This window comes from Kribbella alba (assembly GCF_039529635.1).
Lineage (GTDB): Bacteria > Actinomycetota > Actinomycetes > Propionibacteriales > Kribbellaceae > Kribbella > Kribbella alba.
In genome coordinates this window covers 1087055-1112209 of the sequence record NZ_BAAANE010000004.1, presented here as the reverse complement: position 1 = coordinate 1112209, position 25155 = coordinate 1087055, and the positions used below count along the sequence as shown (strand labels likewise).

Here is a 25155-nt window from a genome sequence, read left to right as displayed (position 1 = left end):
CCCATGACAGACTCGCCTGGTGAACTTCAACTTCGCGGACGTTCTTCGTGACACAGCGCAACGTCACGGGGATCGTCCGGCGCTGGTCGACGGCGACCGGCGGGTGACCTGGAACGAGCTCGACGCGGCTGTGGACGAGGCCGCCGAGGGGTATGCGGCGGCCGGCCTGGTGCCTGGCTACCGGGTGGTGCTGCTGATGGCGAACAGCATCGAGTTCGTCACGTCCTACCTGGGGGTTCTCCGCGCCGGCCTGGTCGCCGTACCGCTGAACACGGGCCTGACCAAGGGTGAGATCGGCACTGTGATCGGGCACTCCGGGGCCCGGCTGGCGGTCACCGACGGGGACCTCGCGGACAAGGTCGGAGGCCTCCGAGCGGTTCGCCCCGGCGAGCTCGGCGGTCACGCTCCGCTTACGCCACAGACCGATCCGGAGACACTCGCGGTCCTGCTCTACACGTCCGGCACGAGCGGGGATCCGCGGGCCGCGATGCTTTCCCACCGAGCGCTCGCGGCCAACGTGAAGAACCTCGCGGACCTCGGCGAGGACCGGATGGGCCCGGAAGACGTCGTCCTCGGCGTGCTGCCGTTGTTCCACGCCTTCGGCCTGAACGCGGTGCTCGGCTGGGCGATCGCCACCGGCGCGGCCCTCATCCTCGACCGGCGGTTCGAGTCGACCCACACCCTCGATCTCATCCGCCAGTACGGCGTGACGCGGCTGCCGCTGGCTCCGCCGGCATTGCACGCGTTGCTCGCCAGGGACGATCTGAAGGAAGCTCTCCAGACGGTCAAGGTGGTTCTGACCGGCGCGTCCACGCTGGATCGGGGGCTCGCCGACCGGTTCGAGCTGGCCACCGGGCTGTTCGTGCACCAGGGCTACGGGCTGACCGAGGCCTCGCCCGGGGTGACCACGACGCTAGGCGAGGACGAACCGAAACCGGGCTCGGTGGGCCGGCCCCTGCCGAACGTCGACCTGCGGATCGCGGACGAGCGGGGCGAGGACGTGGAAGGCGACGATCCCGGCGAGATCCTGGTCCGCGGCGGCAACCTCTTCTCGGGCTACTGGCCGGACGGCATGGACGGCCCGGACGACGCAGGCTGGTACCGCACCGGCGATGTCGGCTATCTCGACGCCGACGGCGACCTCTTCCTGGTCGACCGGTTGCGCGAGCTGATCATCGTGTCGGGGTTCAACGTGTTCCCGAGCGAGGTCGAGGAAGTCCTCGTGCAGGCGCCGGGAGTACGGGAGGCCGCCGTGATCGGCGTACCGTCCGACGAGACGGGCGAGGCGGTGAAGGCGTTCGTCGTACCGCGGACGGGCGAGACGGTTGAGGTCGCGGAGGTCCGTGAGTACGCCGGGTCGCGGCTCGCCAGGTTCAAGTGCCCGGTCGAGCTCGAAGTCGTCGACCACCTGCCGCACTCGGTGACCGGCAAGGTCGCGAAGGGCCGGCTGCGGGAGGCGGGCCGATGAGCAGGGTCACCCTCTACGGCAAACCCGGCTGTCATCTCTGCGACGACGCCCGGGCGATCGTCGAGAACGTCTGCGCCGAGCTGGGCGTGGACTGGACCGAGATCGACATCACCCAGGACCCGAAGCTGTTCGAGGAGTACGGCGAGCAGATCCCGGTCACCTTCGTCGACGGCCGCCAGCACGACTTCTGGCGGGTCGACCCGGTTCGGCTGAAGAAGGCCTTGACAAGCTGACCCATCCCACCCGCCGGCACGAGTGACGGCTGTCACCAGTCAGCTCGCCGATTTTGTTCTCACGTTCACAAACTCCTAGAGTGGGGTAGTCGCCGGCCGCGAGGCGGTGACTTGCGAACCACCATTTCCAGGAGAATTGTGACGCCTGCCCGCAGCCGTCGCCCCGGCGCGCCGACGAGAACCGAACGCGGCATTCCCGAGGCCACTGTCGCGCGCTTGCCGGTGTACCTGCGGGCCCTGACCGCTTTGTCGGACAGTGGCATCGCCACCGCGTCGAGCGAGGATCTCGCGACCGCGGCGGGGGTGAACTCGGCCAAGCTCCGCAAGGACCTGTCCTACCTCGGCTCGTACGGCACCCGTGGGGTCGGCTACGACGTCGAGTACCTGCGCTACCAGATCGCCCGTGAGATCGGCGTCACCCAGGACTGGGCGGTCGTCATCGTCGGGATCGGAAACCTGGGCCACGCGCTGGCGAACTACTCCGGCTTCGGCACCCGCGGCTTCCGGATCGTGGCGCTGCTGGACGCCGACCCGAAGCTGGTCGGCGAGCGGATCGGCGACATGGTAGTCCGCGACTTCGCCGAACTGGAAGCGATCGTCGCCGCCGACCGGGTCTCCATCGGCGTCATCACGACGCCCGCCGGTCCCGCCCAGGAAGTCTGCGATCGCCTGGTCGCGGCCGGGGTGACGAGCATCCTCAACTTCGCGCCGGTGGTGCTGTCCGTGCCTGCCGGCGTCGACATCCGCAAGGTGGACCTCTCGATCGAGCTGCAGATCCTGGCGTACCACGAACAACGAAAGTCCGGAGAGGCGGCGCTCACCGAGGTGCCCGAGCTACCAGCGACGATGAACGGTCAAATCGATCTGCCCAGTGTCGGGGGAGGCGTCGGCGCATGAGCGAGCTCATCATTCGGCACAGTGTGTCTCGTGCCCCATCCGCGCCCGGAGCGAAGCGAGGACGCGGATGAGCTACCTCGTCGTCGGCATCTCGCACCGCAGTGCCGAGATCTCTGTTCTCGAGCGGGTCGCGCTCGACCCGGAGGCGGCGACCAAGCTCGCTCTCGCGGTCCAGCACACGCCGGCAGTCACCGAGTCCGCCGTGCTCGCCACCTGCAACCGCACCGAGGTCTACGCGAACGTGGACCGCTTCCACGCCGGCATGGACGAGGTCACCTCGATCCTGTCCGACATCACCGGGGTGCCGCTGCTGGACCTGGCCGAGCACCTCTACGTGCACTTCGAGGAAGGCGCCGTCGCGCACCTCTTCCAGGTCGCGGTCGGACTCGACTCGATGGTCGTCGGTGAGAGCCAGATCCTCGGCCAGGTGAAGGAGTCGCTGCGCGTCGGCCAGGACCTGGAGACGATCGGCACCGGCCTGAACGCCTTGTTCCAGCACGCTTTGCGGGTCGGTAAGAGGGCCCGCGCCGAGACCGGGATCGACTCGGCCGGACGTTCGGTGGTGTCCGCCGGACTCGACGCGGTCGGCGGGTTCGAGGGTCGCCGCGCACTGGTCGTCGGTGCCGGCTCGATGGCATCACTGGCCGCCCAGACCTTGCTGGCCGGCGGCGCGACCAACGTCACCATCGCCAACCGCAACTTCGATCGCGCCACCGCGCTGGCGGACCGCATCGGCGGTACTGCGATCCCGCTGGCGGGTGTTCCGGACGCGATGCTCGAGGCCGATCTCGTGGTCTCCTGCACCGGCGCGCGAGGCGTGGTACTGACCGAAGAGATGGTTCGGAACGCCACGGACGGGCGGCCGCTCGGCGTACTGGACGTGGCTCTTCCACGCGACGTGGACGCTGCAGCCGCGCGAGTCCCCGGCGTCACCCTGGTCACGCTCGCAGACCTCGCCGGTACTGCGGGCGGCAGCGAGCATGACATCGACGAAGTACGCCGGATCGTCAGCGAGGAGACGGGTGCCTTCGAGGCGACCCGGCGGGCAGCGTCCGTCACGCCGACCGTGGTTGCCCTGCGGGCGATGGCTTCCGGACTCGTCGAGGCGGAGCTGGCCCGGCTGGACCGCAAGCTGCCTGACCTCGCCGAGGCACAGCGTGCGGAAGTTGCACGGACGATCCACCGGGTCGTCGAGAAGGTGCTGCACACGCCGACCGTGCGGGTGAAGGAACTCGCTGCCGATCCAGGCGGCCCGACGTACGCCGATGCGCTGCGAGAACTGTTCGCACTCGACCCTGCCGCCGTCGACGCGGTCACGGCACCGAAGAAGACGGCGCCCAAGTCCATCGGAGGTGAACGCGCATGATCAGGCTCGGAACGCGCCGCTCTGCGCTCGCGACCGCCCAGGCGACCCACATGGCCGACGCTCTGCGGGCCCTCGGGCACGAGGTCGAACTGGTGCTGATCGTGACCCACGGCGACACCAACCGCGCGCCGCTGGAGCAGATCGGCGGCACCGGCGTCTTCGTCAGCGCGCTGCGGGACGCCCTGCTGGCGCACGAGATCGACATCGCCGTCCACTCGCTCAAGGACCTGCCGACGGCTTCGGTCGACGGCCTGACGCTCGGGGCGATCCCGGTCCGCGAGGACCCGCGCGACGTACTGGTCGCCCGCGATGGACTGAGCCTGGGCGAACTGCAGACCGGCGCGGTGGTCGGCACCGGATCGCCTCGCCGGCAGGCGCAGCTGGACGCGCTCGGTCTCGGCCTGGAGCTGACGGCCATCCGCGGCAACGTGGACAGCCGGATCGCGATGGTCCACGACGGCAAATTGGACGCGGTGGTGCTCGCAAGGGCAGGGTTGTCCAGGTTGGGCCGCCTTGCGGAGGTGACCGAGACGCTGGATCCGATCCAGCTCCTCCCGGCACCCGGACAAGGGGCCCTCGGCATCGAGTGCCGCGCCGACGACGCCGCGGTGCTGCAAGCCCTCGCGCCGTTGGAGGACCCGGCCACCCGTGCCGCGGTGACGGCCGAGCGGCAACTGCTTGCCACCCTCGAGGCGGGGTGCACGGCTCCGGTCGGCGCGCTGGCCGAGGTGGTCGAAGGTGAGGAAGGCCCGGAGCTCTGGCTGCGGGGAGCGCTCGGCCAGGAGGGCGGCGTACGGCGGCTGTCCGCCAACGGGCCGGTCGACGACCCGGCTTCGCTCGGACGGGCGCTGGCGAATGAGTTGCTGGAGCAGACATGACACCGGCACGGGGCACGAGTACGACGAGCACGACGACGAAGACGAGCAGCAAGACAAGGGCAAAGGCGACAGCAGACGTGAGCAGCGCGAAGACAGCGGCCACCAAGGCACCCCAGAAGGTGCCGGCGAAGATCGCCGCCAGCACCAGCACCGCAGCGGCAGTGTCCCGGCAGACCAGACCGCTCGGCCATGTCACGTTCGTCGGCGTCGGCCCAGGTGATCCAGCCCTGCTGACGATCGCCGGCCGCGACGTACTGGCGAACGCCGACGCCGTGGTGGTGGAGGGCCCGGAGCACGACCCGTTCCTGGCGTACTGCAAGCCGGGCGTCGAGATCATCGACGGTTCCGGCGCCGAGGGCAGCCGGGCCCTGCGAGTGGCCGCCCGCGCGCGCCTGGTGGTCAAGACCGCCAAGTCCGCCGCGAGCGTGGTCCGCCTGCTCACCGGCGATCCGTTCACGTTCTCCAGCGGAGCCGAGGAGGCCGCCGCCTGCCGCAAGGCCGGGATCGGCTTCAACGTGGTTCCGGGAGTCAGCGAGGTCAGCGCCGTCCCGACGTACGCGGGCATCCCGCTGACGGTCAAGGGCGAGCGCGAGGTCACGGTCCTCGACCTGGCCGAGGCCAAGCTCGACTTCAGCCGGCTGCACCCGAAGCAGACCCTCGTCCTGCTCAACGCCGTCGAGGTGTTCAAGGACACCACCGCCGCGCTGATCGAGGCCGGCTTCGACGCCGGTACGCCGGTCGCCGCGACGGTCGGTGGTACGACGACCGCCCAGACCAGCGTGGTAGGCACCCTGAGCACGATCGTGGCGGACCTCCGCGCGGCCAAGGTGACGGGTGAAGCCGTCATCGTGGTCGGCTCGGTGGTCGAGCAGCGCGAGACGCTCAGCTGGTTCGAGACCAAGCCGCTGTTCGGCTGGCGGATCCTCGTGCCGCGGACCAAGGACCAGGCCGGCCCGCTGATGGACCGGCTGCGTCGGTACGGCGCGATGCCCGAAGAAGTGCCGACGATCTCCGTCGAGCCGCCGCGCAACCCGCAGCAGATGGACAAGGCGATCCGCGGCCTGGTCGAGGGCCGGTACGAGTGGGTCGCGTTCACCTCGGTGAACGCCGTCAAGGCGGTCCGGGAGAAGTTCGACGAGTACGGCTTGGACGCGCGGGCCTTCTCCGGGCTGAAGATCGCGGCGGTCGGCGACAAGACCGCTGAGGCGATCGCGGCCTGGGGCATCCGGCCGGACCTGGTGCCGACGGGTGAGCAGTCCGCCGCCGGGCTGGTCGAGGACTGGCCGCCGTTCGACGAGCTGCTCGACCCGATCAACCGGGTCTTCCTGCCGCGGGCGGACATCGCCACCGAGACTCTGGTCGCCGGGCTGACGGATCTCGGCTGGGAGGTCGACGACGTCACGGCGTACCGGACCGTCCGGGCCGCCCCGCCGCCCGCGCCGACCCGCGAGGCGATCAAGTCCGGCAAGTTCGACGCGGTCGTCTTCACCTCGTCCTCGACCGTGCGCAACCTGGTCGGCATCGCCGGCAAGCCGCACGCGTCGACGGTGATCGCGGTGATCGGCCCGGCGACGCTGAAGACCGCCGAGGAGCACGGTCTGCGGGTCGACGCGATGGCCGACAGCCCGTCCGCCGAGGAGCTCGCGGACGCACTCGCCCGGTTCGGTGCGGACCGGCGTGACACGATGGTAGAGGCCGGTGAACCGGTCACCCGTCCGTCCGAGCGCCGCTCGGGCTCCCGTAGGAAGAGCTGAGTTTCGTCATGGCAGGTTTCCCGGATGTCAGGCCCCGGCGGCTTCGGTCGTCGGCGGCGATGCGCAGGCTGGTCTCCGAGACCACGCTGGAGCCGCGGCAGTTGATCCTGCCGATGTTCATCCGGGAAGGTGCCCGCGAGCCGATCGCGATCAGCTCGATGCCAGGGGTTGTGCAGCACACGCGCGACACCGCGCGGAAGGCTGTTGCGGAGGCTGCTCAGCTCGGCCTGGGCGGCGTCATGCTGTTCGGAGTGCCGGCTGAGAAGGACGAGGTCGGCTCGGGTGCGGTCGACCCGGACGGCATCCTCAACGTCGCGATCCGGGACGCGGTCAGCGAGGCCGGCGACGACATCCTGGTGATGGCGGACCTCTGCCTCGACGAGTTCACCTCGCACGGGCACTGCGGCGTACTGGACTCGTCCGGTCGCGTCGACAACGACGCGACGCTTGCGATTTATGCGGAGATGGGTGTTGCTCAGGCCTCCGCGGGCGCGCACGTGGTGGGCCCGTCCGGGATGATGGACGGCCAGGTCGGAGCCATCCGTACTGCGCTGGACGCGGCCGGGCACCTCGACACGGTGATCCTCGCGTATGCGGTGAAGTACGCGTCTGCCTTCTTCGGCCCCTTCCGCGAAGCCGTCGACTCGTCCCTGGAGGGCGACCGGAATACCTACCAGCAGGATCCCGGCAACGCCCGCGAGGCCCTCCGCGAGGTCGACCTCGACCTGGCCGAAGGCGCCGACCTGGTGATGGTCAAGCCGGCTCTCGCCTACCTGGACATCATCCGCCAGGTCCGCGACCACGTGGACGTCCCGGTAGCGGCGTACAACATCTCCGGCGAATACGCGATGGTCGAGGCGGCCGCCGCGAACGGCTGGATCGACCGCGAACGCGCGATCCTCGAAACCCTGACGTCGATCCGCCGGGCCGGCGCCGACACCATCCTGACGTACTGGGCCCCCGAAGCCGCCCACCTCCTAGCCCGGCGCTGAACCAGCCCACCGCCGCCCTGCGCCGGGCGCTGCCCCGCGCCGGGCCGGCGCCGACACCATCCTGACGTACTGGGCCCCCCGAAGCCGGCCACCTCCTAGCCCGGCGCTGAACCAGCCCACCGCCGCCCTGCGCCGGGCGCCGCCCTGCGCCGGGTGCTGCCCTGCGCCGTGCGTGGGTCACTGCCCGTGGTGCCCTGCATTAACCGCGAGAGGGCGCTCGCCGTACCGAGGAACAGGTAGTAGTCGTCCGATCCGGTGATCGTGCCGGCGCCACAGGCTGGAGGACTGCCCCCGCGACATCCACGTCCTGTCCGTCGGTACACACGGGTACCAGGCCCCTGACTCTGTGGCAGCCCGGCAACTAGCTGGCCTTGACGGGGTCAGCCGCGGATTCGTCGTTCGCGGCCAGCCGTAGATGGTGCGGCGGGTTGGCGAATCGCGTCGACAAGTGGCGACTTCGGACAACCTTTTGGGATCGCGGACAGGGAAATGCCTGTCCCACAAGGTGTCCGTAGTCCCCACAAGGTGTCCGAAGACCTCGTTGCCGTCCGCATCGCGGATCGTGAGCCGCAGTCCCCGCTGCTGGACGGCGTTCGAGTGCCCACGGTTTGACGCGGCTCGTGTCCCCACCGCTGGACGCGGCTCGAGTGCGCGCTGGACGGGCTCGGTCCGGCGGGTCTGCGTCCGTGAGTGAGGTCGCGAGGCAGTTCGGGTCGGGGATCAGGTGAGCTGGTCTGTGGCTTTGGCGTCGTAGCGGCGGAAGGTGGGGGAGGCGGCGGCCAGGGCGGTGATGCCGGCAAGGCAGGCGAGGCCGCCGGTGATGATGCTGGTGACGGGGTCGGTGAGGCCGGCGACGGTGCCGGCCCGGAGGTTGCCGAGGTTGGGGCCGCCAAGGCCGACGATGAAGTCGAGGGAGTTGAGGCGGCCGCGGAGGTCGTCGGGGGTCTTGGTCTGCAGGATGGTGGCGCGGAACACGGTGGTGACGATGTCCGCCGCACCCGCCGTCGCGAGGAAGACCAAGGCGAGGGGAAGCGAGTGGGTGAGGCCGACCGACCCGATGCCGGCTCCCCAGATCGCGACGGAGCTGAGCATCGCCCGGCCCTGGTGCCGGAGGCGGCCGAGTGGGCCGGACAGTACGGCGGCAACCAGGCCGCCGACACCGACCGCGGCGTACAGGAATCCGACCGTCTCCGGGCCGCCGCCGAAACGGGTCGCAGCCAGGGCGGGGAAGAGCGCCGTCGGCATGGCGAGCGCGGTCGCGTTGAGGTCGATCAGGAAGATCATCCCGATCAGCTTGTGACTTGCCGCGTACTTCAGGCCCTCGACGACCGACTTCAAGCCGAACGCCGACCCACCACCTTCTGGCGGCATCGGCGGCAGCCGGCGAACGCTGTAAAGGCCCGCTAGAAACGTCAACGCGTCCAGCCCGTACGCCGCTTCGAGTCCGAGGGCAGCGATCAGTACTCCGGCCAGCAGTGGCGCGGCGATCAACGCCACCTGGAACGACAACTGGGACAACGCGGCCGCGGCGGGAAGTCGTTCGAGCGGCAGGATGCGCGGGATGAACGTCCGGCGGGCGGGGGTGTCGACGGCGGCGACGGCGGAGCTGATTGCCGTGAGCAGATAGAGCAGCCAGACCTCGCGCCAGTCGAGCAGGGCTTGGACGGCGAGGACAACGGATACCGCCGTCAGGCCGCTGCCGGTGATGAGCACGAGGCGGCGACGGTCGACGGCGTCCGCGATCGAGCCGCCGAAGAGGCCGAGCAGCAGGGTGGGGAGCAGGTTCGCGAGGCCGACCGCGCCGACTGCCACCGACGAGCCGGTGAGGTCGTAGACCTGGATCGCGACGGCAACGGCGGTCATCATGCTGCCGATCGACGAGAGCCCTTGCCCCGCCCACAACCAGCGGAACTCGACCGACTCCCGCAGCGGACTCACATCCGCGAACAACCTCGGGGCTCCAGGCACAAGGAGCGATTCTCCTTCGATCGGCCCGTCGCGATCAACCCATTTCCCAGCTGCAACCCCGCCCGACTGCCCTCCGACTCCCGCGCTGCCGGGGGGTTACCCACCGAGATTGTGGGTTGCCACCCCTGAGTCTCGGTGGGCAACCCGCAAGCTCGGTGGGCAATCCGCAAGCGCGGTGGGCAATCCCTGCTGGGACTGCGCTTGGGGCGGGGTTCCCGGGATGACCGGGTTGGCCTGGGCCGGATGACCGGCGTGCCCGGGATGGCGCGGGTGCGGGGTGGCGGGAGCGCGGGTGTGCGGGGGTGCCGCGGAGCGCGGGTACGGGGTGGCGGGAGCGCGCGGGTGCCGCCGGGCGCGGGCGCGGGCGCGGGCGCGGGGTGCCGGGCCGGCGGGTGCGGGGTGGCGGGGGAGGGTGGGGTTAGCGGTGGATGGTGTAGTCGGACTGGATCAGGCCGGCGCGGAGGGTGCGGGTCGCGTTGTGGGTGAGGGTGATGTCGTGGTCCAGCTCGCCGAAGAGGGGGATGCCGCTTCCGATCAGGACGGGGACGACGGTGATGGTGAGCTCGTTCAGCAGGCCGGCTCGCAGGAAGGTCTGGACCACCCGGCCACCGTCGGCGTAGACGCGTTTGGCGCCGCGGTCGTTCAGCGTCTGGACCAGCCCGTCGAGGGTGCGGTGCACGATGATGCGCTCGTCGGCGTTGCCGGCCAGGGTCGTGCTGAGCACCTCGACCTGCTTACCCTCGTACGGCCAGAAGTCGAACGTGAGCACCTTCTCGTAGGTGGTCCGGCCGAGCACCACGGTGTCCACCGCGGCCATGAATTCGTCGTACCCGGTGTCGCCGGCCTGTTCGCCCCGCTCGGTCAACCAGTCGATCGACCCGTCCGGGCGCGCGATGAATCCGTCGAGGCTGGTCGCAATGAAAACCGCGGCATGGAAAGTCACGGTTCTTTTGTACAGCACGCTTTCTTTGTGTACGTCGCCACCGACACAGCGAGCGCTAGCGGCAGGCTTTGAGCACCAGCATCCCGATCAGCCCCACCAGCAGGATCGGCCAGAACATCAGCACCGGAGACAGGAAGGCCTGCGCGAGGAACCACAGCACCTTCAACGGCGACCGCCCGAGCCTTGCCATCCGCACCGCTCGCGGCTCCAGTATGCCGGCGGTCAGCTCGTTCCACGCCTCGGCGGTCGCCGGGGTGAGCCGGTCGCCGCTGCGAAGCCGGGCGGTTCCGTCTCCGTCGACTGTCAGGGAGATCTGGACAGAGACTGCGAGCTCGTCGCTCTCTGCCTCCTCGAGATGCCGGCGCAGATGCCACATGTAGCCCGGGGTGACGACATCCCACCGCTTGAGGTTCGGGTAGTCCGCGTCAGGCGCCTTGATCGTCCGGGTGACCGGGTAGGACGCCTGGCTCTCCGCGATCGCCGGCCGCGACTCGAAGAAGTCGTACTGCACGTACTGCTCCCACCGCATCGCGCGGCTCAGCTTGCGCGCCACCGGCCGGATCTCGCCGTAGGCGGCCTCGACCACGCGGGTCGCCTCGTCCCAGGCAGCCCGGAACGAGGCTGGGTCCATCTCCTCCGAGTCAGGTGCCATGTGGCGATTCTGGCTGCCTAGCGGGTCGCGTCACCCCTTGAGTCCGGTTTGTGCCAACCCTTCGACATTGCCGCTGCGCCAGGACCAAGACGATCAGCACGGGCAGGGCGCTCAATGTTGCCGCCGCCAACTGGACGTTTCACATCGCGCCGCCGTACGCGTCGACGTACTGGGTGAGGGCCTGCGGAATGGTAGGCGCACGCCGACAGGGGCCAGGCGCAACTTTTTGTCAACGGCAGCCAGTTGGGCGCGGGCTTCGACGAGTACCTCGCGCCGGCCGATGGCTCCTACCAGTACCGCGAGCTGGACCCACGGTGAGCTGGACCTACCAGCCGGATCAGGCGTCCTGCGCTACGTGGTGACCGGCCGGGCCGCGGCATCAACGTCTTACAACTTGGCGACTGATCAGATCCTGCTCGCGCCCGTACCGCGGCTGACCCTTGCCGGCAAAGGGAGTCTCCGCCGCGGTGAACAGGCGGCGGAACCGGCCAAGCCGTCCTGCGCGTCAACAGCCAACTGAACCGGCCGTGACCAGCACGCTCGCGGTCTCCGTCGGTTGAGCTCAGGAGGCTCGCAGCTGGATGAAACCTGCCGCGGCGTCTGCGCCGGCAGGCATCAAGATGCCTGCGGACAGACCGCTGAGCGAGCCGGCAAGGAAAGTTCGACGCTGCATGAAGACCTCATCAGGGCTGGGAAGGCGGTTGCCACAGGCCCAGTACCGTCGCCGGGCAGGCGGAATGTGTCAAGAGTTCGCGGCTGTCCGGAATCGGTCATCGAATAGCGCGCCGGAGTCTTGTCTGAACCGGTTCGCTGCATTAACTTGACCGACCAGGGCAAACGCTTTCCGAACCACCGAGAGGCTTTCTGGAGGAAAGAAAGTATGAGCGCGCTGGGACAATTGGGCACGCTCGGACGGAAGAAGCCGCCCGGGCAGAAGCCAGACCGGGGTGGTGGGGCGGGGAAGGTCTATCAGCCGGACCGCGCGGGGAAGGTCAATGAGCCACACCGTGCGGGGAAGGTCAATAAAAAGGACAATCTGGCGGCGTATCTGTTCCTCACGCCGTGGCTGCTCGGGCTGTTCCTGATCACGGTCGGGCCGATGCTCGCGTCGCTCTACCTGGCCTTCACGGACTACAACCTGATCCAGGCGCCGCAGTGGATCGGGCTGGAGAATTTCACCCGGATGCTGTCCGACCAGCGGCTGCACAATTCGCTGCGCGTCACCTTCACCTATGTGCTGGTCTCGGTACCGCTGCAACTCGCGGTCGCCCTGCTGCTGGCCGTGGTACTGGATCGTGGCGTTCGCGGGATGGCGTTCTACCGCTCGATCTTCTACCTGCCGTCGCTCCTTGGTTCGAGTGTGGCGATCGCGATCCTGTGGAAGCAGATCTTCGGCACCGAGGGCCTGCTGAACCAGGTGCTCGCGCCGCTGGGGATCGACGGCAAGGGCTGGATCTCGGACCCCAGCACGGCGCTCGGCACCCTGGTGGTGCTGAATGTCTGGACCTTCGGCGCCCCGATGGTGATCTTCCTGGCCGGCCTCCGCCAGATCCCTTCCATGTACTACGAGGCCGCCGCCGTCGACGGTGCCGGTGCGCTGCGGCGGTTCGCCAGCATCACGCTGCCGCTGCTGACACCGATCATCTTCTTCAACCTGGTGCTGCAGATCATTCACGCGTTCCAGTCGTTCACCCAGGCGTTGGTCGTCTCCGGCGGAACGGGCGGACCGTCCGACTCGACCATGTTCTACACGCTCTATCTCTACGACCGGGGCTTCGGGAATTTCGACATGGGCTACGCGTCGGCGATGGCGTGGTTCCTGCTCGTGATCATCGGGGTCTTCACCGCGGCGAATTTCGTCGCCTCGAAGTACTGGGTGTTCTATGACGACTGAGACGATGGACAGGGCGGTCGCGCACGGCCGCACCGCGACGCTCGGCCGGGGCCGGATCCGGCCCGCGCTGATCCACCTGGCGCTGGCGGCCACCGCGATCGTGATGCTCTACCCGGTGATCTGGATGATCGTCAGCTCGCTGCGGCCGGGCAACGAGATCTTCCGCGATCCCGGCCTGCTGGTTCGCGACCTCGAGATCGACAACTACCGGGTCGGCTGGAACGCGCTCACGGAACCGTTCACCCGCTATCTGCTGAACTCGGCGGCCGTCGTGTTCGGAGCGATCCTGGGGAACCTGGTGTCCTGCTCGATGGCGGCCTACGCCTTCGCGCGGCTGGAGTTCACTGGGAAGAAGTTCTGGTTCTCGATCATGCTGGTCACGATCATGCTGCCGATCCACGTGGTGATCGTGCCGCAGTACATCCTGTTCTCGAAGGTCGGCTGGATCAACACGTTCCTGCCGCTGATCGTGCCGAAGCTGCTGGCCACCGACGCGTTCTTCGTGTTTCTGATGGTGCAGTTCATCCGCGGCATCCCGCGGGAGCTGGACGAGGCGGCCCGGATCGACGGCTGCGGCCGGGCCGGGATCTTCCTGCGGGTGATCCTGCCGCTGATGGTGCCGGCGCTGGCGACCACCACGATCTTCACGTTCATCTGGACCTGGAACGACTTCTTCAGCCAGCTGATCTACCTGACCGATCCGAAGATGTACACCGTTCCGGTGGCGCTGCGGTCCTTCGTGGATGCCACCGCGAGCACATCCTGGGGCTCGCTGTTCGCGATGTCGGTGGTGTCGCTCGTGCCGGTCTTCCTCGCCTTCCTGCTGGGCCAGCGGTTCCTGATCAAGGGCATCGCCACCACCGGCATCAAGTAGCCCAGCCGGCATCAAGTAGTCCCCCGGCATCAAGTAGTCCCCCGGCATCAAGTAGCCGCGGCATCGAAACTCCCGCAATCCGAAAGGTGCAATCCATGAGGCCGCTATCCCGTCCCACCGCAGCACCGCCGCGCCGGCGGCTGCGGGCCCTGGCCGCCACCGCCCTGGCCGCCGCCCTGCTGGCCGCCAGCGCCTGTGGCGGCGACTCCGGCGGCGCGTCCGCGAACGGCGAGGTCACCCTCCGGTTCAACTGGTGGGGCTCCGACACCCGGCACAAGATCACCCAGCAGGTGATCGACGCCTTCGAGAAGGACCACCCGAAGATCAAGATCAAGGGCGAGTTCGGCGAGTGGGCCGGCTACTGGGACAAGCTCGCCACCACCGTCGCTGCCAACGATGCGCCGGACATCATCCAGATGGACGAGAAGTACCTGCGCGAGTACGCCGATCGCGGCGCGCTGCTCGATCTGAAGAAGGCGGATGGCCTCGACACCGGCAAGTTCGAGCCGGACACTCTGGCGGCAGGGGAGTTCGACAACGGTCTGTACGGGCTGAACGCGGGCATCAACGCGTTCGCGATCGTGGCGAACCCGGCGGTCTTCAAGGCCGCGGGTGTGCCCCTGCCGGACGACACCACCTGGACCTGGGACCAGTACAGCCGGCTAGCCGAGCAGCTCAGCGCAAAGCTGAACGGCAAGGGTTGGGGCACCGGCGCGTACGGGACCAACGACGCGAGCCTGAACATGTGGGCCCGCCAGCACGGGCAGTCGCTGTTCACCAAGGACGGCAAGCTCGGCGTCACCAAGGAGGGGCTGACCGACTTCTGGTCCAGCCTGGTGAAGATGCAGGAGGCCAAGGCGATACCACCGGCCGCGTTCACCTCGCAGGACATGAACGCGCCGCTGGACCAGAGCGGTATGGCGACCGGCAAGCTGGCCATGTCGTATGCCTGGAGCAACCAGTTGAACGCCCTCAGCAAGGCGTCCGGCCAGCAGCTCAAACTGCTCCGGCTGCCGAGCGTGACCGGCAAGGCGAGCGAGAACGGCTCGTACTACAAGGGCTCGATGTTCTGGTCGATCTCCTCGCGGACGAAGCACCCGAAGGAAGCGGCCGAGTTCGTCAGCTACCTGGCGAACAACACGACCGCCGGCGGGTTGCTGCTGGCCGAGCGGGGCGTGCCGCCGAACACCGAGATCCGCGCGGCCGTGGCGTCGAAGCTGCAGCCGGCGGACGCGGCCTCGCAGAACTTCATCCAGACCATCGCCAAGGAGCTCGGCGAGCCCTCACCGCCGCCGCCGGTCGGTGGTGGTCAGGTGGAGAAGATCGAACAGCGCTACACCACCGAGGTGCTGTTCGGCCGGCTGAAGCCCGACCAGGCCGCCCAGCAGTTCATCGACGAGGTCAACGGGGAGCTGAACAAATAGTGTTGCCGCCGGCAACTGATTCGTGGTGACCGGCCCCGGTCCGGCCGGACTCGCTTCGGCGGGGTCGGGCCCGCGGGTGGCTGTGGTCGGCGTGCACGGTCACGGGGCTTCGCACGTGCGCAACGTGGCCCGGCTGGCGGCGGCCGGGCGCGTGCGCTTCGCCGCCGTGGCCGATCCCCATCCGCCGGATCACAGACCCGAAGGGGTCGCGAGCTTCGCCGACCTGCCGAGCCTGCTGGCCGCGACGCCGGTCGACGTCGTGGTGATCTGTACGCCGATCCAGACCCACGTTCCCTTGGCGGAGCTGGCTCTGCGGTCGGGTGCCGACGTCCTCCTCGAGAAGCCGCCGACCGCCTCGCTCGTGGAATTCGAGCAGCTGTCGTCGGTGCTCGCGGAGACCGGCCGGAGCTGCCAGGTCGGATTCCAGGTGGCTGGCTCCCGCGCGGCCCGAACGCTGGCCTCGTTGGTGGCCGATGGGCGGCTGGGCGAGCTCCGGGGGATCGGGGCGGTGGGCGCGTGGGTGCGGACCGCGGAGTACTGGCAGCGGGCTCGGTGGGCCGGGCGGCGTTCCCTGGACGGCATCGCGGTGGTCGACGGCGCGGTGACCAATCCCTTCGCACATGCGACCGCGGCCGCACTGATGGTCGACGGCTCCGCTCGGGCGGACCAAGTGGTGTCGGTCGAGACCGAGCTGTTCCGGGCCAACCCGATCGAGGCCGACGACACCTCCGCGGTCCGGACCGTGACCAGCCGCGGTACGACGGTGGTCACTGCGGTGACGCTGTGCGCGGACCTCCCCGATGCCGAGCCGATGGTGATCGTGCACGGATCGGAGGGACGCGCCGTACTGCGGTATCCGTCCGACCGGCTGGAGGTCACGATCGGCGGCAGGACCACCACCACGCAGTACGAGCGGGACGATCTGCTGGAGAACCTGCTCGACCATCGCGCTGATCCTGACCTGCCGTTGCTTGCTCCGCTGTCGGAGACGGGTGGATTCACCCGGGTGGTCGAGGCGGTCCGGGTGGCCCCGCCACCGAGCGAGATCCCGGCCGAGTTGGTGCGCTGGGAAGGCGAGGGGCCGCAGCGGCGGCCGATCGTGCTAGAGGTGGAGAAGTCGGTGACACAGGCCGCCGAAGACCTTGCGTTGTTCAGTGAACTCGGCGCGCCCTGGGCCTGCAAAAACAATCGCACAACGAAACGGAGTACGGATAGATGACGCAAACCCTCGGCTGTAACCACGCTGTCGGCCGGTCCATCCAGGTCACGGCCGGCGACAGCGAGTTGTTCAGCTATGTCTACCGACCGTCCGATCCGACGCTGGAGTCACCACGGCCCTATCTTCACCCGATCCGCACGCTCGGCGGTGATCTCGTCTCCGTCTACCGCCCTCACGACCACCTCTGGCACAAGGGCATGACCTGGTCGATGCCGCATCTCGGGCACGAGAACTTCTGGGGCGGTCCGACCTTCTCGCTGGCCAACGGCTACGAGCAGCTGGACAACAACGGCTCGATGGACCATGACCGGGTGGATGCGCTCGACGTGTCCGAGGACCTGATCCGTTTCGCCCACACCCTGTCGTGGCACACCCAGGCCGGTGCGCACGTGGTCGACGAGTCCCGCACGCTGACGACCCGGCTCTCCGACGACGGCTGGGTGCTCGGCTTCGAGACCTCCATGGTCAACGTCTCCGGCGAGACGATCCAGATCGGCAGCCCGACCACCGCGGGCCGCCCGAACGCAGGGTACGGCGGGCTGTTCTGGCGCGGGCCACGGTCCTTCACCGGCGGAACCGTGCTGGCTCCGCAGGGGCTCGGCCACGACGAACTGCGAGGTCAGCGGGCCGCGTGGATGGGCTTCTCGGGCAAGCACGACGAGGTAGAGCGAGGCTCGACGCTGATCATCGCGGACGCCACCGACAACCCTCGTCACCCACCCGAGTGGTTCGTGCGGTCGGAGGACTTCGCCGCGGTCTGCCCCGCTCCCTTCTTCTCCGAGGAGCTTCCCTTCGGACCGGGGGAGACGCTCGCCTTCCGGTACGCCGTACTGGTGGCCGACGGCGAGTCCGACGACGCCCGCTCGGCTCACCTGGCCACGCAGGCGCAGAAGATGTTGATGGGCGGCTGACCGGCCCTAGAGCAGGAGGTCGAAGATCCGGAAGGTGCGCTCCCAGTGCTCGGAGCCCGGGTTGCGCACCTCCGGGTCGACGATCTTGATCGTGCGGCCGACGGCGAGGCTCAGACCGCCGACGACTTCGGGCAGCCGGGACTCGGCCTCCTCGCTCAGCGTCACATCGAGCGGCGGCCAGGTGGTCAGCTGTTCCAGTACTGGTTTGAGCTCGACGTCGTCATCGAGCTTGCGGAAGTCGTGGATGGTCTCCTGCAGGCCCTTGGTCAGGGGCAGGTCCCGCCATTCGATGATGTCGCGGGCATTCGCCTTCGCCGTGCCCTGGGCCATCAGCAGCAGGTCGTAGAGCTGCTCGCCGATGAAGTCGTTGTGGCGTTTCAGGTCGTCCTTGTCGACGTCCAGGTCCGCCGCGACACGAAAGAAGCGCTCGAACCTGCTCACGGCCATAACCATGCGATCTCCTCCTTGGGTCGATACCGCCGGCGCTGCCTGGGCTGTTGCTGCCTGGGGCGGGGCTGCCTGGATTCAGTGCCGCCGGGTGATGCTCGGTTCAGTCGCGGTGGTCCTACGCCACGCCACCCGCAGCGTGATCAAGCCCAGCAGCGCCACGATGAGGAGCGACGCGATGCTCAGCAACGTGAACACGCGCGTCTGCTCAGGTGTCGGCTGAGGCAGGTATCCCCGAGAGAGCAGTTGGTACTGCCACTTGCTTCCGGTGAGCAGGAAGGTGAGCGCCAGCGCGATGCTGTGCGAGTAGTCCCAGAGGGCGTGCACTACGGACACCCACAGATAGGTGAGCACGACCGGCAACGTGTAGCGGAACCGGCCCGCACGTGCCTGGTGGAAGAGCACCCCACCGATGATCGCTGTCCAGAGTCCGTGGCCGAAGGGTGTGAGCACACCGCGCGTCAGCTCGGTCTGGACCAGGGCGCTGAGCGAAAGGCCCCGCATGGTGAGTACCGCGTTGAACGCGTAACCGGCCGTCTCGAAGGCCGCGAAGCCGAAACCGACCGCGGCACCCAGGATGAAGCCGTCCCGGGCGTGCCGACGGGACAACCGCCGGGCGACGAAGATGAGTGCGCCTGCCTTGGCCGCCTCCTCGATCAGCCCGACTCCGAGGAACAGCCACGGTGACGGATTCAGCAGGTAGGTCTCCAGGACGGACGCACCGAGGACGCCGAGGACGCCGCCCAGGGTGAAGGCGCTGACGATCAGCTCGGCGGTGACGTGCTCGTCGCGCCATCGCTCGAAAGCCCACGCCACAAAGGTGACCGGAACGAGGAAGCTCCCGAGCAGGATCAGGGTGGGGACGAGATTGGCGTTCGCGGTGAGCAGTGTCACCACCAGGCTCACGATCCACAGCGCCAGCCCCACCAAGAAGACCCGCAACCAGGTACGACGATGCGTAGTCGTGCGGGTTCGATCGGCTGTCAGAGTCACGCTGCACCTCCCTGGGACGGAAACCGCGGCCGGGCCCGGTCGGGTCCGGCCGTCGGTCGGGTCACGACCTGTCGGTGAGGTCGTCGATGACGATGGAGAGTCCGATAGCCAGCAGCCAGATGTCCTTCGCGATCGGGATGCCCTGGTCGGTCGGGCGGAGACTGCCTTCCTTCCGCAGACCGGGGGTCCTCAGATAGAGCCCGAGCAGCCCGCTGGAAAACGCCGTCAACCCCGCTCCGGCCAGCCAACCGGGGATGATCGGAAGCATCAGTGCGGCGCCGAGGGCCAGTTCACTGGCGGCCAGGACCCGCATGAAGACCTTCGGGTCGATCTGCTTGAGCTCGGGATAGGCGCTGACGGCGAAGCCGTGCGTCTGCGCTGCTGCCGATTCGTCCTTGCCGAGCTTGCTCAGGCCTGAGTTGAGGATGAAGGCGCCGGAGCCGAGCCGCAGCGGAACCTGACGAGCCTTGATGCGCAGAACCATGGTCGATCTCCACTTCTGTGGCGTGGCCGTTGTCACCGGCCCGGGCGGTGTCGGGTCAGGCGGGCGCGCTGACGGGCTGGTTGGCCGTGTCTCCCGAGCCGGCCGCGTCGCCCGAGCCTGCCGCGTTACCTTGACTGGTGGTGTCGCCCGAGCCGGAGCTGACCGTCTCGCCGCGGATGGTGTCGCCGCCGGCGGTGTCGCCCGACGTGATCTCGACCCGGCGCGGTTTGGCCTGCTGCGCGACCGGGATCCGAAGTGTCAGCACGCCCTGCTCGTAAGAAGCGGTGATCCCGTCGAGGTCGAGGTTGTCGCCGAGGAAGAGCTGGCGGGTGAAGACGCCCTGCGGGCGCTCCGTCACGACGACCTCCTGCCCCTCCTGGGGCTTCCACTCGCGCCGGGCGCGCACGGTGAGCACGTTCTTGTCGGCGGTGATGTCGATGGAGTCCTTGTCGACACCGGGAAGGTCGAACCGGATCATGAACTGATCGCCGTCGCGATAGGCGTCGATCGGCATCGTCCGCTGCTGGGGACCGCCCTGCTCGTTCATCGTCTGGGTCATCCGGTCGAGCTCACGGAAGGCGAACTCGCGGAACGGGTCGAATCGCATCAACATCTCTGCCTACTCCTGTCTCGTCCAGCGCAACATGAGGGGGTGTCCAGGCCGTGTGGCCGCTGGAAACCACGGTTGCCAGGGCACTGGGCGCCAAGGGCTTCCAGCCTCGCGAACGGCTCGATCCACCGGCATCCCCTGATCATGTAGTCGGCCGTTCTCTTTCCTGGTGTAACGTTCCAAGCAAAAGGAAGTCCGGTGCCGTCCCAGGGTCCCCTCAACCAATCGGGGAGACAGTCAGGCGATCGCTCGCGATCGCCAGCCGCCAGTCGCGCGACACAGCGGAAGGCCGACCGCATGGCCGATCAACCCGTCTACAGCATCGGGTCCCTCGCCAGGATGCTGGGCATCCCGGCGGCGACATTGCGCACGTGGGAGAGCCGGTACAACCTCGTGGTGCCCAGCCGCAGCCCGTCTGGTCAACGGCTGTACTCCCGGCTGCAGGTGGCGCAGCTGCGCTTCGTCGTCGACCAGGTTTCCGCCGGCCTGTCACCTGCCGACGCGTACCGGATGCTGAGGGAGCGGATGGCCACCGGCGGTTCGCTGGCAGCTGAGGCGGTCCCGGATGGTGGCGGGAAGCTGATCCTGCTGGCCGAGCGCGATCCCTACGCGGCCGAGTTCTCCGAGTTCTACCTCCGTCGCGACGGGTACGAGGTGATCACCACCACCAGCGCGGACGAGGCCAAGGCGCAGACCTTGCGCCATAGTCCGCATCTGGCCGTGGTCGATCTGCTGATCTCGGGTGGACGGGGACTGCAACTGTGCGCCCAGTTGCGGGAGCAGCTCGGCATCCCGGTGCTGGCCGTCTCGACCTTCGCCCAGCGCGAGGACGCTCTGGCGGCGGGAGCAGGCGACTTCCTGAGGAAGCCCCTGCCGGCCCGGGCACTGCTCCTGCAAGTACGAGAACTGCTGGGCCGGCGGACCCTTCAGACCGCGCAGGCGGATCGGTGATCGAGCGGATCACGTCCGGGTCGGAGCCTCTGGACCTGGTCCTGGGGGGAGGGCTGCCGCGGGACGCCATCATCATGCTGGTCGGCGCCCCCGGTTCGGGTAAGACGATCCTCGCGCAGCAATGGGTGTTCGCCAACGCGACCCCCGAGCGGCCCGCGCTCTACCTGACCACGGTATCCGAGCCACTGGAGAAGATCCTCCGGTACGGGCAGACGATGTCGTTCTTCGACCAGAGGGCGGTTGGTCATAGCGTCCACTACGAGGATCTCGGCGCCACCTTGCGCGATCACGGGCTGCGAGGTGTTCTCGAGCGGCTGCGGGATCTGATCCGCGAACAGCAGCCGATGATGATCGTGATCGACAGCTTCCGCGCGATGCATCCCTACGCCGACCGCAGCAGTGGCTTCCGCCGTTTCCTACATGATCTGGCTGGCATGCTCAGCGCCGTCCCGGTGACGACCCTGTGGGTCGGCGAGTACGAGGAAGACGACATTGCGCGTGATCCCGAGTTCGCCGTTGCCGACGCGATCGTCGCGCTGAGCAGCGCGCAGGTCGGTCAGCGCAGCGCCCGCGCCTTGCAGGTGCACAAACTCCGAGGCGGCGGCTTCCTGGCCGGCAAGCACGCCTACCGCCTTTCGGCAGAGGGGCTGGACGTCTTTCCCAGGCTCGCGGACGCTGCGGACGCCAGCAGTTACGTGTTGAGCGACCAGCGGGTCCCGTCCGGCGTCAAGGCGGTCGACGACATGCTGGAGGACGGCTACTGGCCTGGGGCGTCGACCCTCGTGGCAGGTCCGAGCGGGGTCGGCAAGACGCTGATGGGGCTGCACTTCGTCTTCCGGGCTCTTCAGCTGGGCGAGCGGGCCGTGATCGCGACGTTGCAGGAGGACCGGTACCAGCTGGAGCGGACCGCCGCACGATTCGGCTGGACCCTCGACGCGGAGAACCTCACTGTGTTGTACGGCAGTCCGGTCGACTTGTACGTCGACGAGTGGGTGTATGAGTTGCTGGCCACGATCAAGGACACCGGGGCGAGCCGGGTGCTGGTGGACAGTCTGGGAGATCTGCAGGTCGCCGCACCCGATCAGGCACGCTTCCGGGAATACCTCTACTCCCTGCTGCAGAGATCGTCCCGGGGCGGCACCAGCCTGATGATGACGTACGAGGTCCCCGAGTTGTTCGGCGTGACGCGGCTGAGCGAAGTCACAGCGTCGCACCTGGCCGACAACGTCCTGCTGCTGCAATATGCGCAGATCAGCAAGTCGATGACCCGCACGCTGACGGTGTTGAAGACCCGCGCCTCCGACCACGACCCGGCGATCAGGGAATTCCGCATCACACCGGAAGGCATCGGCCTGGTTGCCGATGGCACCACCGGCTGGGTTCAGGCCTAGTCAGCCTCTGCGCATCCGCGGTCGGGTTGGCCAATCCTTGGCCAGTCCTGATACGCCGGTATTTCTCCTGATCAGATGGGTACCCCCGGATCCGAACACAACCGATCCGAGCCGAGGTCGTGGTCGTGCGACTGTCGACGACCAGGCATGACGAACCACTAGGAGTGGGTGCATGTCTGCCACGGCGGTACAAGTCGCCTCCCCCCGTCGCCTGCGGGGGCGGGGAGAGGAATGGAAGTCAGTCCTCGGTTTGCTCGAGGCTACTGCGGCCGGGCGAGGAGGACTCCTACTGGTCGACGGCGCGGCCGGCACCGGGAAGACCCGCCTGCTGACGGCCGCGGAGGACCGCGCGGCCAGCCAGGGATTCAGCCTGGCCAGGGCCCGGACGGACGAGTTGCCGCGGCCGGCGGAAACGCAGTACGGGACTCGGGCGGCACGGCAGCCGCTGCTGGTCACCGTCGACGACCTGCGGGGGACCGACGAGGTGACGACGGACGAGCTGCGGGCCTTGCCGACGAGGCTGGATGAGCAGCCGGTCGGCTGGGTCGTGGTCCGCCGGACGACCGCAGAGGCCCCGGAGGCCGACTGGCCGTTCGATTGGCACCGGACGACTACGGCGCGGGTCGAGCTCGGCCCGCTCTCGCCCGAGGCCACCGCCGCTATCGGAGCCGATGTACTGCGAGCCCGGCCTGACCCCGATCTGCTGTCTATGGCGGAAGGCGCGGCCGGCAACCCGATGCTGCTGGTCGCCCTGTTCGAGGGACTGCGGGACGAAGGTCTGATGGTCGTCTCCGGTGGTCGGGTGCGACTGCTGGGCGAACAATTGCCCCGCCGGGTGGAAGATGTGATCGACGGCTGGGTGCGTTGGCTCAGTCCGGCAGCGCGCAACATCATCGAGGTGGCAGCCTGCCTGGATCAGCCGTTCACCATGGACGATCTGGCGTGGATGCTCGGGTGGCCGCTCGGCAAGCTGCTGGCCCCTCTGCACGAATTGGTCGTCGGCGGCCTGCTCTCCATCGGACACCAGGGTGTGCTCGCTTTCCAGCACGACATAGTCCGGGTGTCGATGCTCCGGCGGGTTCCGGTCGCGGTGCGAGGCGTGCTGACGGACAGCCAACGAGCGGCGGGTCCGCAGACCGGGGTCGCACAGAGCGGCGACGGTGACGCTGATGTGGCTCCGGGCACCGACTGGGACCGCCTGTCGGAGTCCGAGCGGACAGTGGCAGACCTGGTGGTTCAGGGAATGACGAACCGCGAGGCTGCGGCGCGGCTGTTCCTGTCGCCTCACACCGTCTCCTTCCACCTGCGCAAGGTGTATCGCAAGCTCGGGGTCGGTTCCAGGGTCGAACTGACCAGGCTCTACCTCGAGCGGGAACGGGCCGGCCTCGGCCTGAAGCAGGGCTGCCCAGAGCGGATCCAAGGCGGCCCGGAGCCGGGCGGTGCCGGCGCGGTGAGTCCTCCCGCCGGTCCAGGCCCAAGCAGATAGGCGGATGGCTCATGTCGGTCCAGCAGAGTGTGGCCCACGACGAGGGAGTGGGCCCGCTCCGCCCGCTGGCCCGCCAAATGTTGCAGGCAGCATCGGTCTTCGGCTGTACCTTCGACATCCGGTGTGTTGCCCTGGTCCTCCAGCGGACGGTCGCGGAGTTGTTGCCGTCGGTCCATGAGGCGCTCGCCGCGGGTGTCTTGGTGGAGAACGGAGTGCACCTCGGTTTCCGCGACGATGCCGCCCGCGAGGAGGCGTACTACGCCCTGCCGGACACCGTTCGGCGGATGTTGCATCGCGAGGCGGCGGACGCGTTGCTTTCCATCGGGTCCACGTTGGAGGCGGCGGCGCTGGTGGCCAACGGGCAGAACATCGGCCACGCCACCGTCGTACCGCTCCGGCAGGTCTCGCGCGGTGAGGTCGGACGGCACTCCCGAGGGGCCGACGATGGACAACCGGCCGCGGACCGGCCGACGTTCGGCTGGGCAAGCCTGACCGACGCCGAGCTCCGGGTCGCCAGACTGGCGGCCAGTGGACTCACCAACCGGCTCATCGCGGACGAGCTCTCGCTGTCGCGGCACACGGTCGAGTCCCACCTGCGGCACGCCTTCCGCAAGCTCGACATCCGGTCCCGGGTGGAGCTGACCAGGGCTGTCCTGGCGCATGAGCCCGCCGCCGATCGCTGAGGTCGCGGGCCCCGGTCACAACACGGACACAACAGCTGCGACCCCAGGACCACAAGAACCGGGGATGTGTCGGCCGCGACCCGGCGCGAGCGTTGAGCCGACCAGGCAGAAAGGATCATCATGGCCACTCCGCAGGAACCGGTTGAGCTCGTCCGAGGTCAATCCATCGCGTCTTTCAGCACGTACGCCGACGCGCAGCGCGCGGTCGACTATCTGTCCGACAACGGATTCCCGGTCGAGAACCTGACCATCGTCGGGTCCGATCTCAAGCAGGTCGAGCGAGTGCTCGGCCGACTGACCAGTTGGAAGGCAGCACTGGCCGGTGCTGGAACCGGCGCGTGGTTCGGCGCGCTGGTGGGCCTGTTGCTGTCGCTGTTCGCCGACACGGGCACTGCCGTGGTGGTGATCATCTTGTGGGGCCTGCTGACCGGTGCCGTCTTCGGAGCGGTGTGGGGATTCATCGCACATCTCTTCACGTTCGGCCAGCGCGACTTCGCCACCTTCGGCATGACAGTGGCCACCCGGTACGACGTCTACAGCACCTCTGACCAGGCAGCCCGGGCGATGGAGATGCTCGCCGGGATGCCGACCAACCCCAGGACCTGACCGGCTCCGCGCGCGCCGGACTCCACATTCA

Annotated in this window: 24 protein-coding genes; 17 read left to right on the top strand and 7 right to left on the bottom strand. The window is 68.4% G+C overall.

What is annotated here, in order from left to right:
• Positions 1-19 precede the first annotated feature (19 nt).
• From ABD210_RS12075 to hemB, 7 genes are all read left to right on the top strand, one after another.
• Positions 20-1468 (top strand): class I adenylate-forming enzyme family protein, encoded by a 1449-nt coding sequence (locus ABD210_RS12075; protein WP_344111213.1) that lies wholly within the window; start codon positions 20-22, stop codon positions 1466-1468.
• Complete coding sequence (locus ABD210_RS12070) at positions 1465-1701, top strand: glutaredoxin family protein (protein WP_344111212.1); 237 nt, start codon at positions 1465-1467, stop codon at positions 1699-1701. Before ABD210_RS12075 ends, ABD210_RS12070 begins: the two co-directional genes overlap by 4 nt.
• A 138-nt stretch (positions 1702-1839) precedes the next feature.
• On the top strand, positions 1840-2598 hold the full coding sequence (locus ABD210_RS12065; protein ID WP_344111211.1) for a redox-sensing transcriptional repressor Rex: 759 nt from the start codon (positions 1840-1842) through the stop codon (positions 2596-2598).
• Between the two features lie 67 nt (positions 2599-2665).
• A complete protein-coding gene (locus tag ABD210_RS12060) occupies positions 2666-3964 on the top strand; it encodes a glutamyl-tRNA reductase (RefSeq protein ID WP_344111210.1) in 1299 nt (432 codons plus the stop codon).
• Positions 3961-4842 carry a hydroxymethylbilane synthase gene (gene hemC, locus ABD210_RS12055; protein WP_344111209.1) on the top strand — a complete coding sequence of 294 codons (882 nt, stop codon included), beginning with the start codon at positions 3961-3963 and terminating at the stop codon, positions 4840-4842. The genes ABD210_RS12060 and hemC overlap by 4 nt, the downstream gene beginning before the upstream one ends.
• Entirely contained in the window at positions 4839-6596 is a 1758-nt protein-coding gene (locus tag ABD210_RS12050; protein WP_344111208.1) for a bifunctional uroporphyrinogen-III C-methyltransferase/uroporphyrinogen-III synthase, read from the top strand. Before hemC ends, ABD210_RS12050 begins: the two co-directional genes overlap by 4 nt.
• Positions 6597-6604: 8 nt before the next feature.
• Complete coding sequence (gene hemB / locus ABD210_RS12045) at positions 6605-7588, top strand: porphobilinogen synthase (protein WP_344111207.1); 984 nt, start codon at positions 6605-6607, stop codon at positions 7586-7588.
• 720 nt (positions 7589-8308) lie between these two features.
• Here the strand turns inward: hemB and ABD210_RS12040 are convergent.
• The 3 genes from ABD210_RS12040 to ABD210_RS12030 form a co-directional block, all read right to left on the bottom strand.
• Complete coding sequence (locus ABD210_RS12040) at positions 8309-9556, bottom strand: MFS transporter (protein ID WP_344111205.1); 1248 nt, start codon at positions 9554-9556, stop codon at positions 8309-8311.
• Positions 9557-9974: 418 nt separating this feature from the next.
• Positions 9975-10499 carry a dihydrofolate reductase family protein gene (locus tag ABD210_RS12035; protein ID WP_344111203.1) on the bottom strand — a complete coding sequence of 175 codons (525 nt, stop codon included), beginning with the start codon at positions 10497-10499 and terminating at the stop codon, positions 9975-9977.
• A 55-nt stretch (positions 10500-10554) separates the two neighbouring features.
• On the bottom strand, positions 10555-11151 hold the full coding sequence (locus ABD210_RS12030; RefSeq protein ID WP_344111202.1) for a hypothetical protein: 597 nt from the start codon (positions 11149-11151) through the stop codon (positions 10555-10557).
• Positions 11152-12031: 880 nt separating this feature from the next.
• Between ABD210_RS12030 and ABD210_RS12025 the strand changes: the two genes are divergently transcribed.
• The 5 genes from ABD210_RS12025 to ABD210_RS12005 all read left to right on the top strand — a co-directional run bounded on the left by ABD210_RS12025 (position 12032) and on the right by ABD210_RS12005 (position 17473).
• A complete protein-coding gene (locus ABD210_RS12025) occupies positions 12032-13045 on the top strand; it encodes a carbohydrate ABC transporter permease (protein WP_344111201.1) in 1014 nt (337 codons plus the stop codon).
• A complete protein-coding gene (locus tag ABD210_RS12020; RefSeq protein WP_344111199.1) occupies positions 13035-13919 on the top strand; it encodes a carbohydrate ABC transporter permease in 885 nt (294 codons plus the stop codon). The genes ABD210_RS12025 and ABD210_RS12020 overlap by 11 nt, the downstream gene beginning before the upstream one ends.
• A 95-nt stretch (positions 13920-14014) precedes the next feature.
• Positions 14015-15343, top strand: a complete 1329-nt coding sequence (locus ABD210_RS12015) for an ABC transporter substrate-binding protein (protein WP_344111198.1) — start codon at positions 14015-14017, stop codon at positions 15341-15343.
• Between the two features lie 25 nt (positions 15344-15368).
• The gene (locus ABD210_RS12010) at positions 15369-16562 is read left to right on the top strand and encodes a Gfo/Idh/MocA family protein (RefSeq protein WP_344111197.1); all 1194 of its coding nucleotides are present in this window, start codon (positions 15369-15371) and stop codon (positions 16560-16562) included.
• The gene (locus ABD210_RS12005; protein ID WP_344111195.1) at positions 16559-17473 is read left to right on the top strand and encodes a DUF6807 domain-containing protein; all 915 of its coding nucleotides are present in this window, start codon (positions 16559-16561) and stop codon (positions 17471-17473) included. Before ABD210_RS12010 ends, ABD210_RS12005 begins: the two co-directional genes overlap by 4 nt.
• Before the next feature lie 6 nt (positions 17474-17479).
• Here ABD210_RS12005 and ABD210_RS12000 read toward each other — a convergent pair whose 3' ends face one another.
• The 4 genes from ABD210_RS12000 to ABD210_RS11985 all read right to left on the bottom strand — a co-directional run bounded on the left by ABD210_RS12000 (position 17480) and on the right by ABD210_RS11985 (position 20010).
• Complete coding sequence (locus ABD210_RS12000; protein WP_344111194.1) at positions 17480-17926, bottom strand: DUF1931 family protein; 447 nt, start codon at positions 17924-17926, stop codon at positions 17480-17482.
• A gap of 72 nt (positions 17927-17998) precedes the next feature.
• Positions 17999-18913, bottom strand: a complete 915-nt coding sequence (locus ABD210_RS11995) for a PrsW family intramembrane metalloprotease (RefSeq protein ID WP_344111193.1) — start codon at positions 18911-18913, stop codon at positions 17999-18001.
• Between the two features lie 61 nt (positions 18914-18974).
• The gene (locus ABD210_RS11990) at positions 18975-19397 is read right to left on the bottom strand and encodes a hypothetical protein (RefSeq protein WP_344111192.1); all 423 of its coding nucleotides are present in this window, start codon (positions 19395-19397) and stop codon (positions 18975-18977) included.
• 55 nt (positions 19398-19452) lie between these two features.
• Positions 19453-20010 (bottom strand): Hsp20/alpha crystallin family protein, encoded by a 558-nt coding sequence (locus tag ABD210_RS11985; protein WP_344111191.1) that lies wholly within the window; start codon positions 20008-20010, stop codon positions 19453-19455.
• Positions 20011-20304: 294 nt separating this feature from the next.
• Between ABD210_RS11985 and ABD210_RS11980 the strand changes: the two genes are divergently transcribed.
• The 5 genes from ABD210_RS11980 (at position 20305) to ABD210_RS11960 (ending at position 25124) form a co-directional block, all read left to right on the top strand.
• On the top strand, positions 20305-20958 hold the full coding sequence (locus ABD210_RS11980) for a MerR family transcriptional regulator (protein WP_344111189.1): 654 nt from the start codon (positions 20305-20307) through the stop codon (positions 20956-20958).
• The gene (locus ABD210_RS11975; RefSeq protein ID WP_344111188.1) at positions 20955-22349 is read left to right on the top strand and encodes a DUF7125 family protein; all 1395 of its coding nucleotides are present in this window, start codon (positions 20955-20957) and stop codon (positions 22347-22349) included. Before ABD210_RS11980 ends, ABD210_RS11975 begins: the two co-directional genes overlap by 4 nt.
• A 172-nt stretch (positions 22350-22521) precedes the next feature.
• Positions 22522-23835 (top strand): helix-turn-helix transcriptional regulator, encoded by a 1314-nt coding sequence (locus tag ABD210_RS11970; RefSeq protein ID WP_344111186.1) that lies wholly within the window; start codon positions 22522-22524, stop codon positions 23833-23835.
• An 11-nt stretch (positions 23836-23846) separates the two neighbouring features.
• On the top strand, positions 23847-24518 hold the full coding sequence (locus ABD210_RS11965) for a helix-turn-helix transcriptional regulator (protein WP_344111185.1): 672 nt from the start codon (positions 23847-23849) through the stop codon (positions 24516-24518).
• Positions 24519-24638: 120 nt separating this feature from the next.
• Positions 24639-25124 carry a YflT domain-containing protein gene (locus tag ABD210_RS11960; protein ID WP_344111184.1) on the top strand — a complete coding sequence of 162 codons (486 nt, stop codon included), beginning with the start codon at positions 24639-24641 and terminating at the stop codon, positions 25122-25124.
• Positions 25125-25155: the final 31 nt, after the last annotated feature.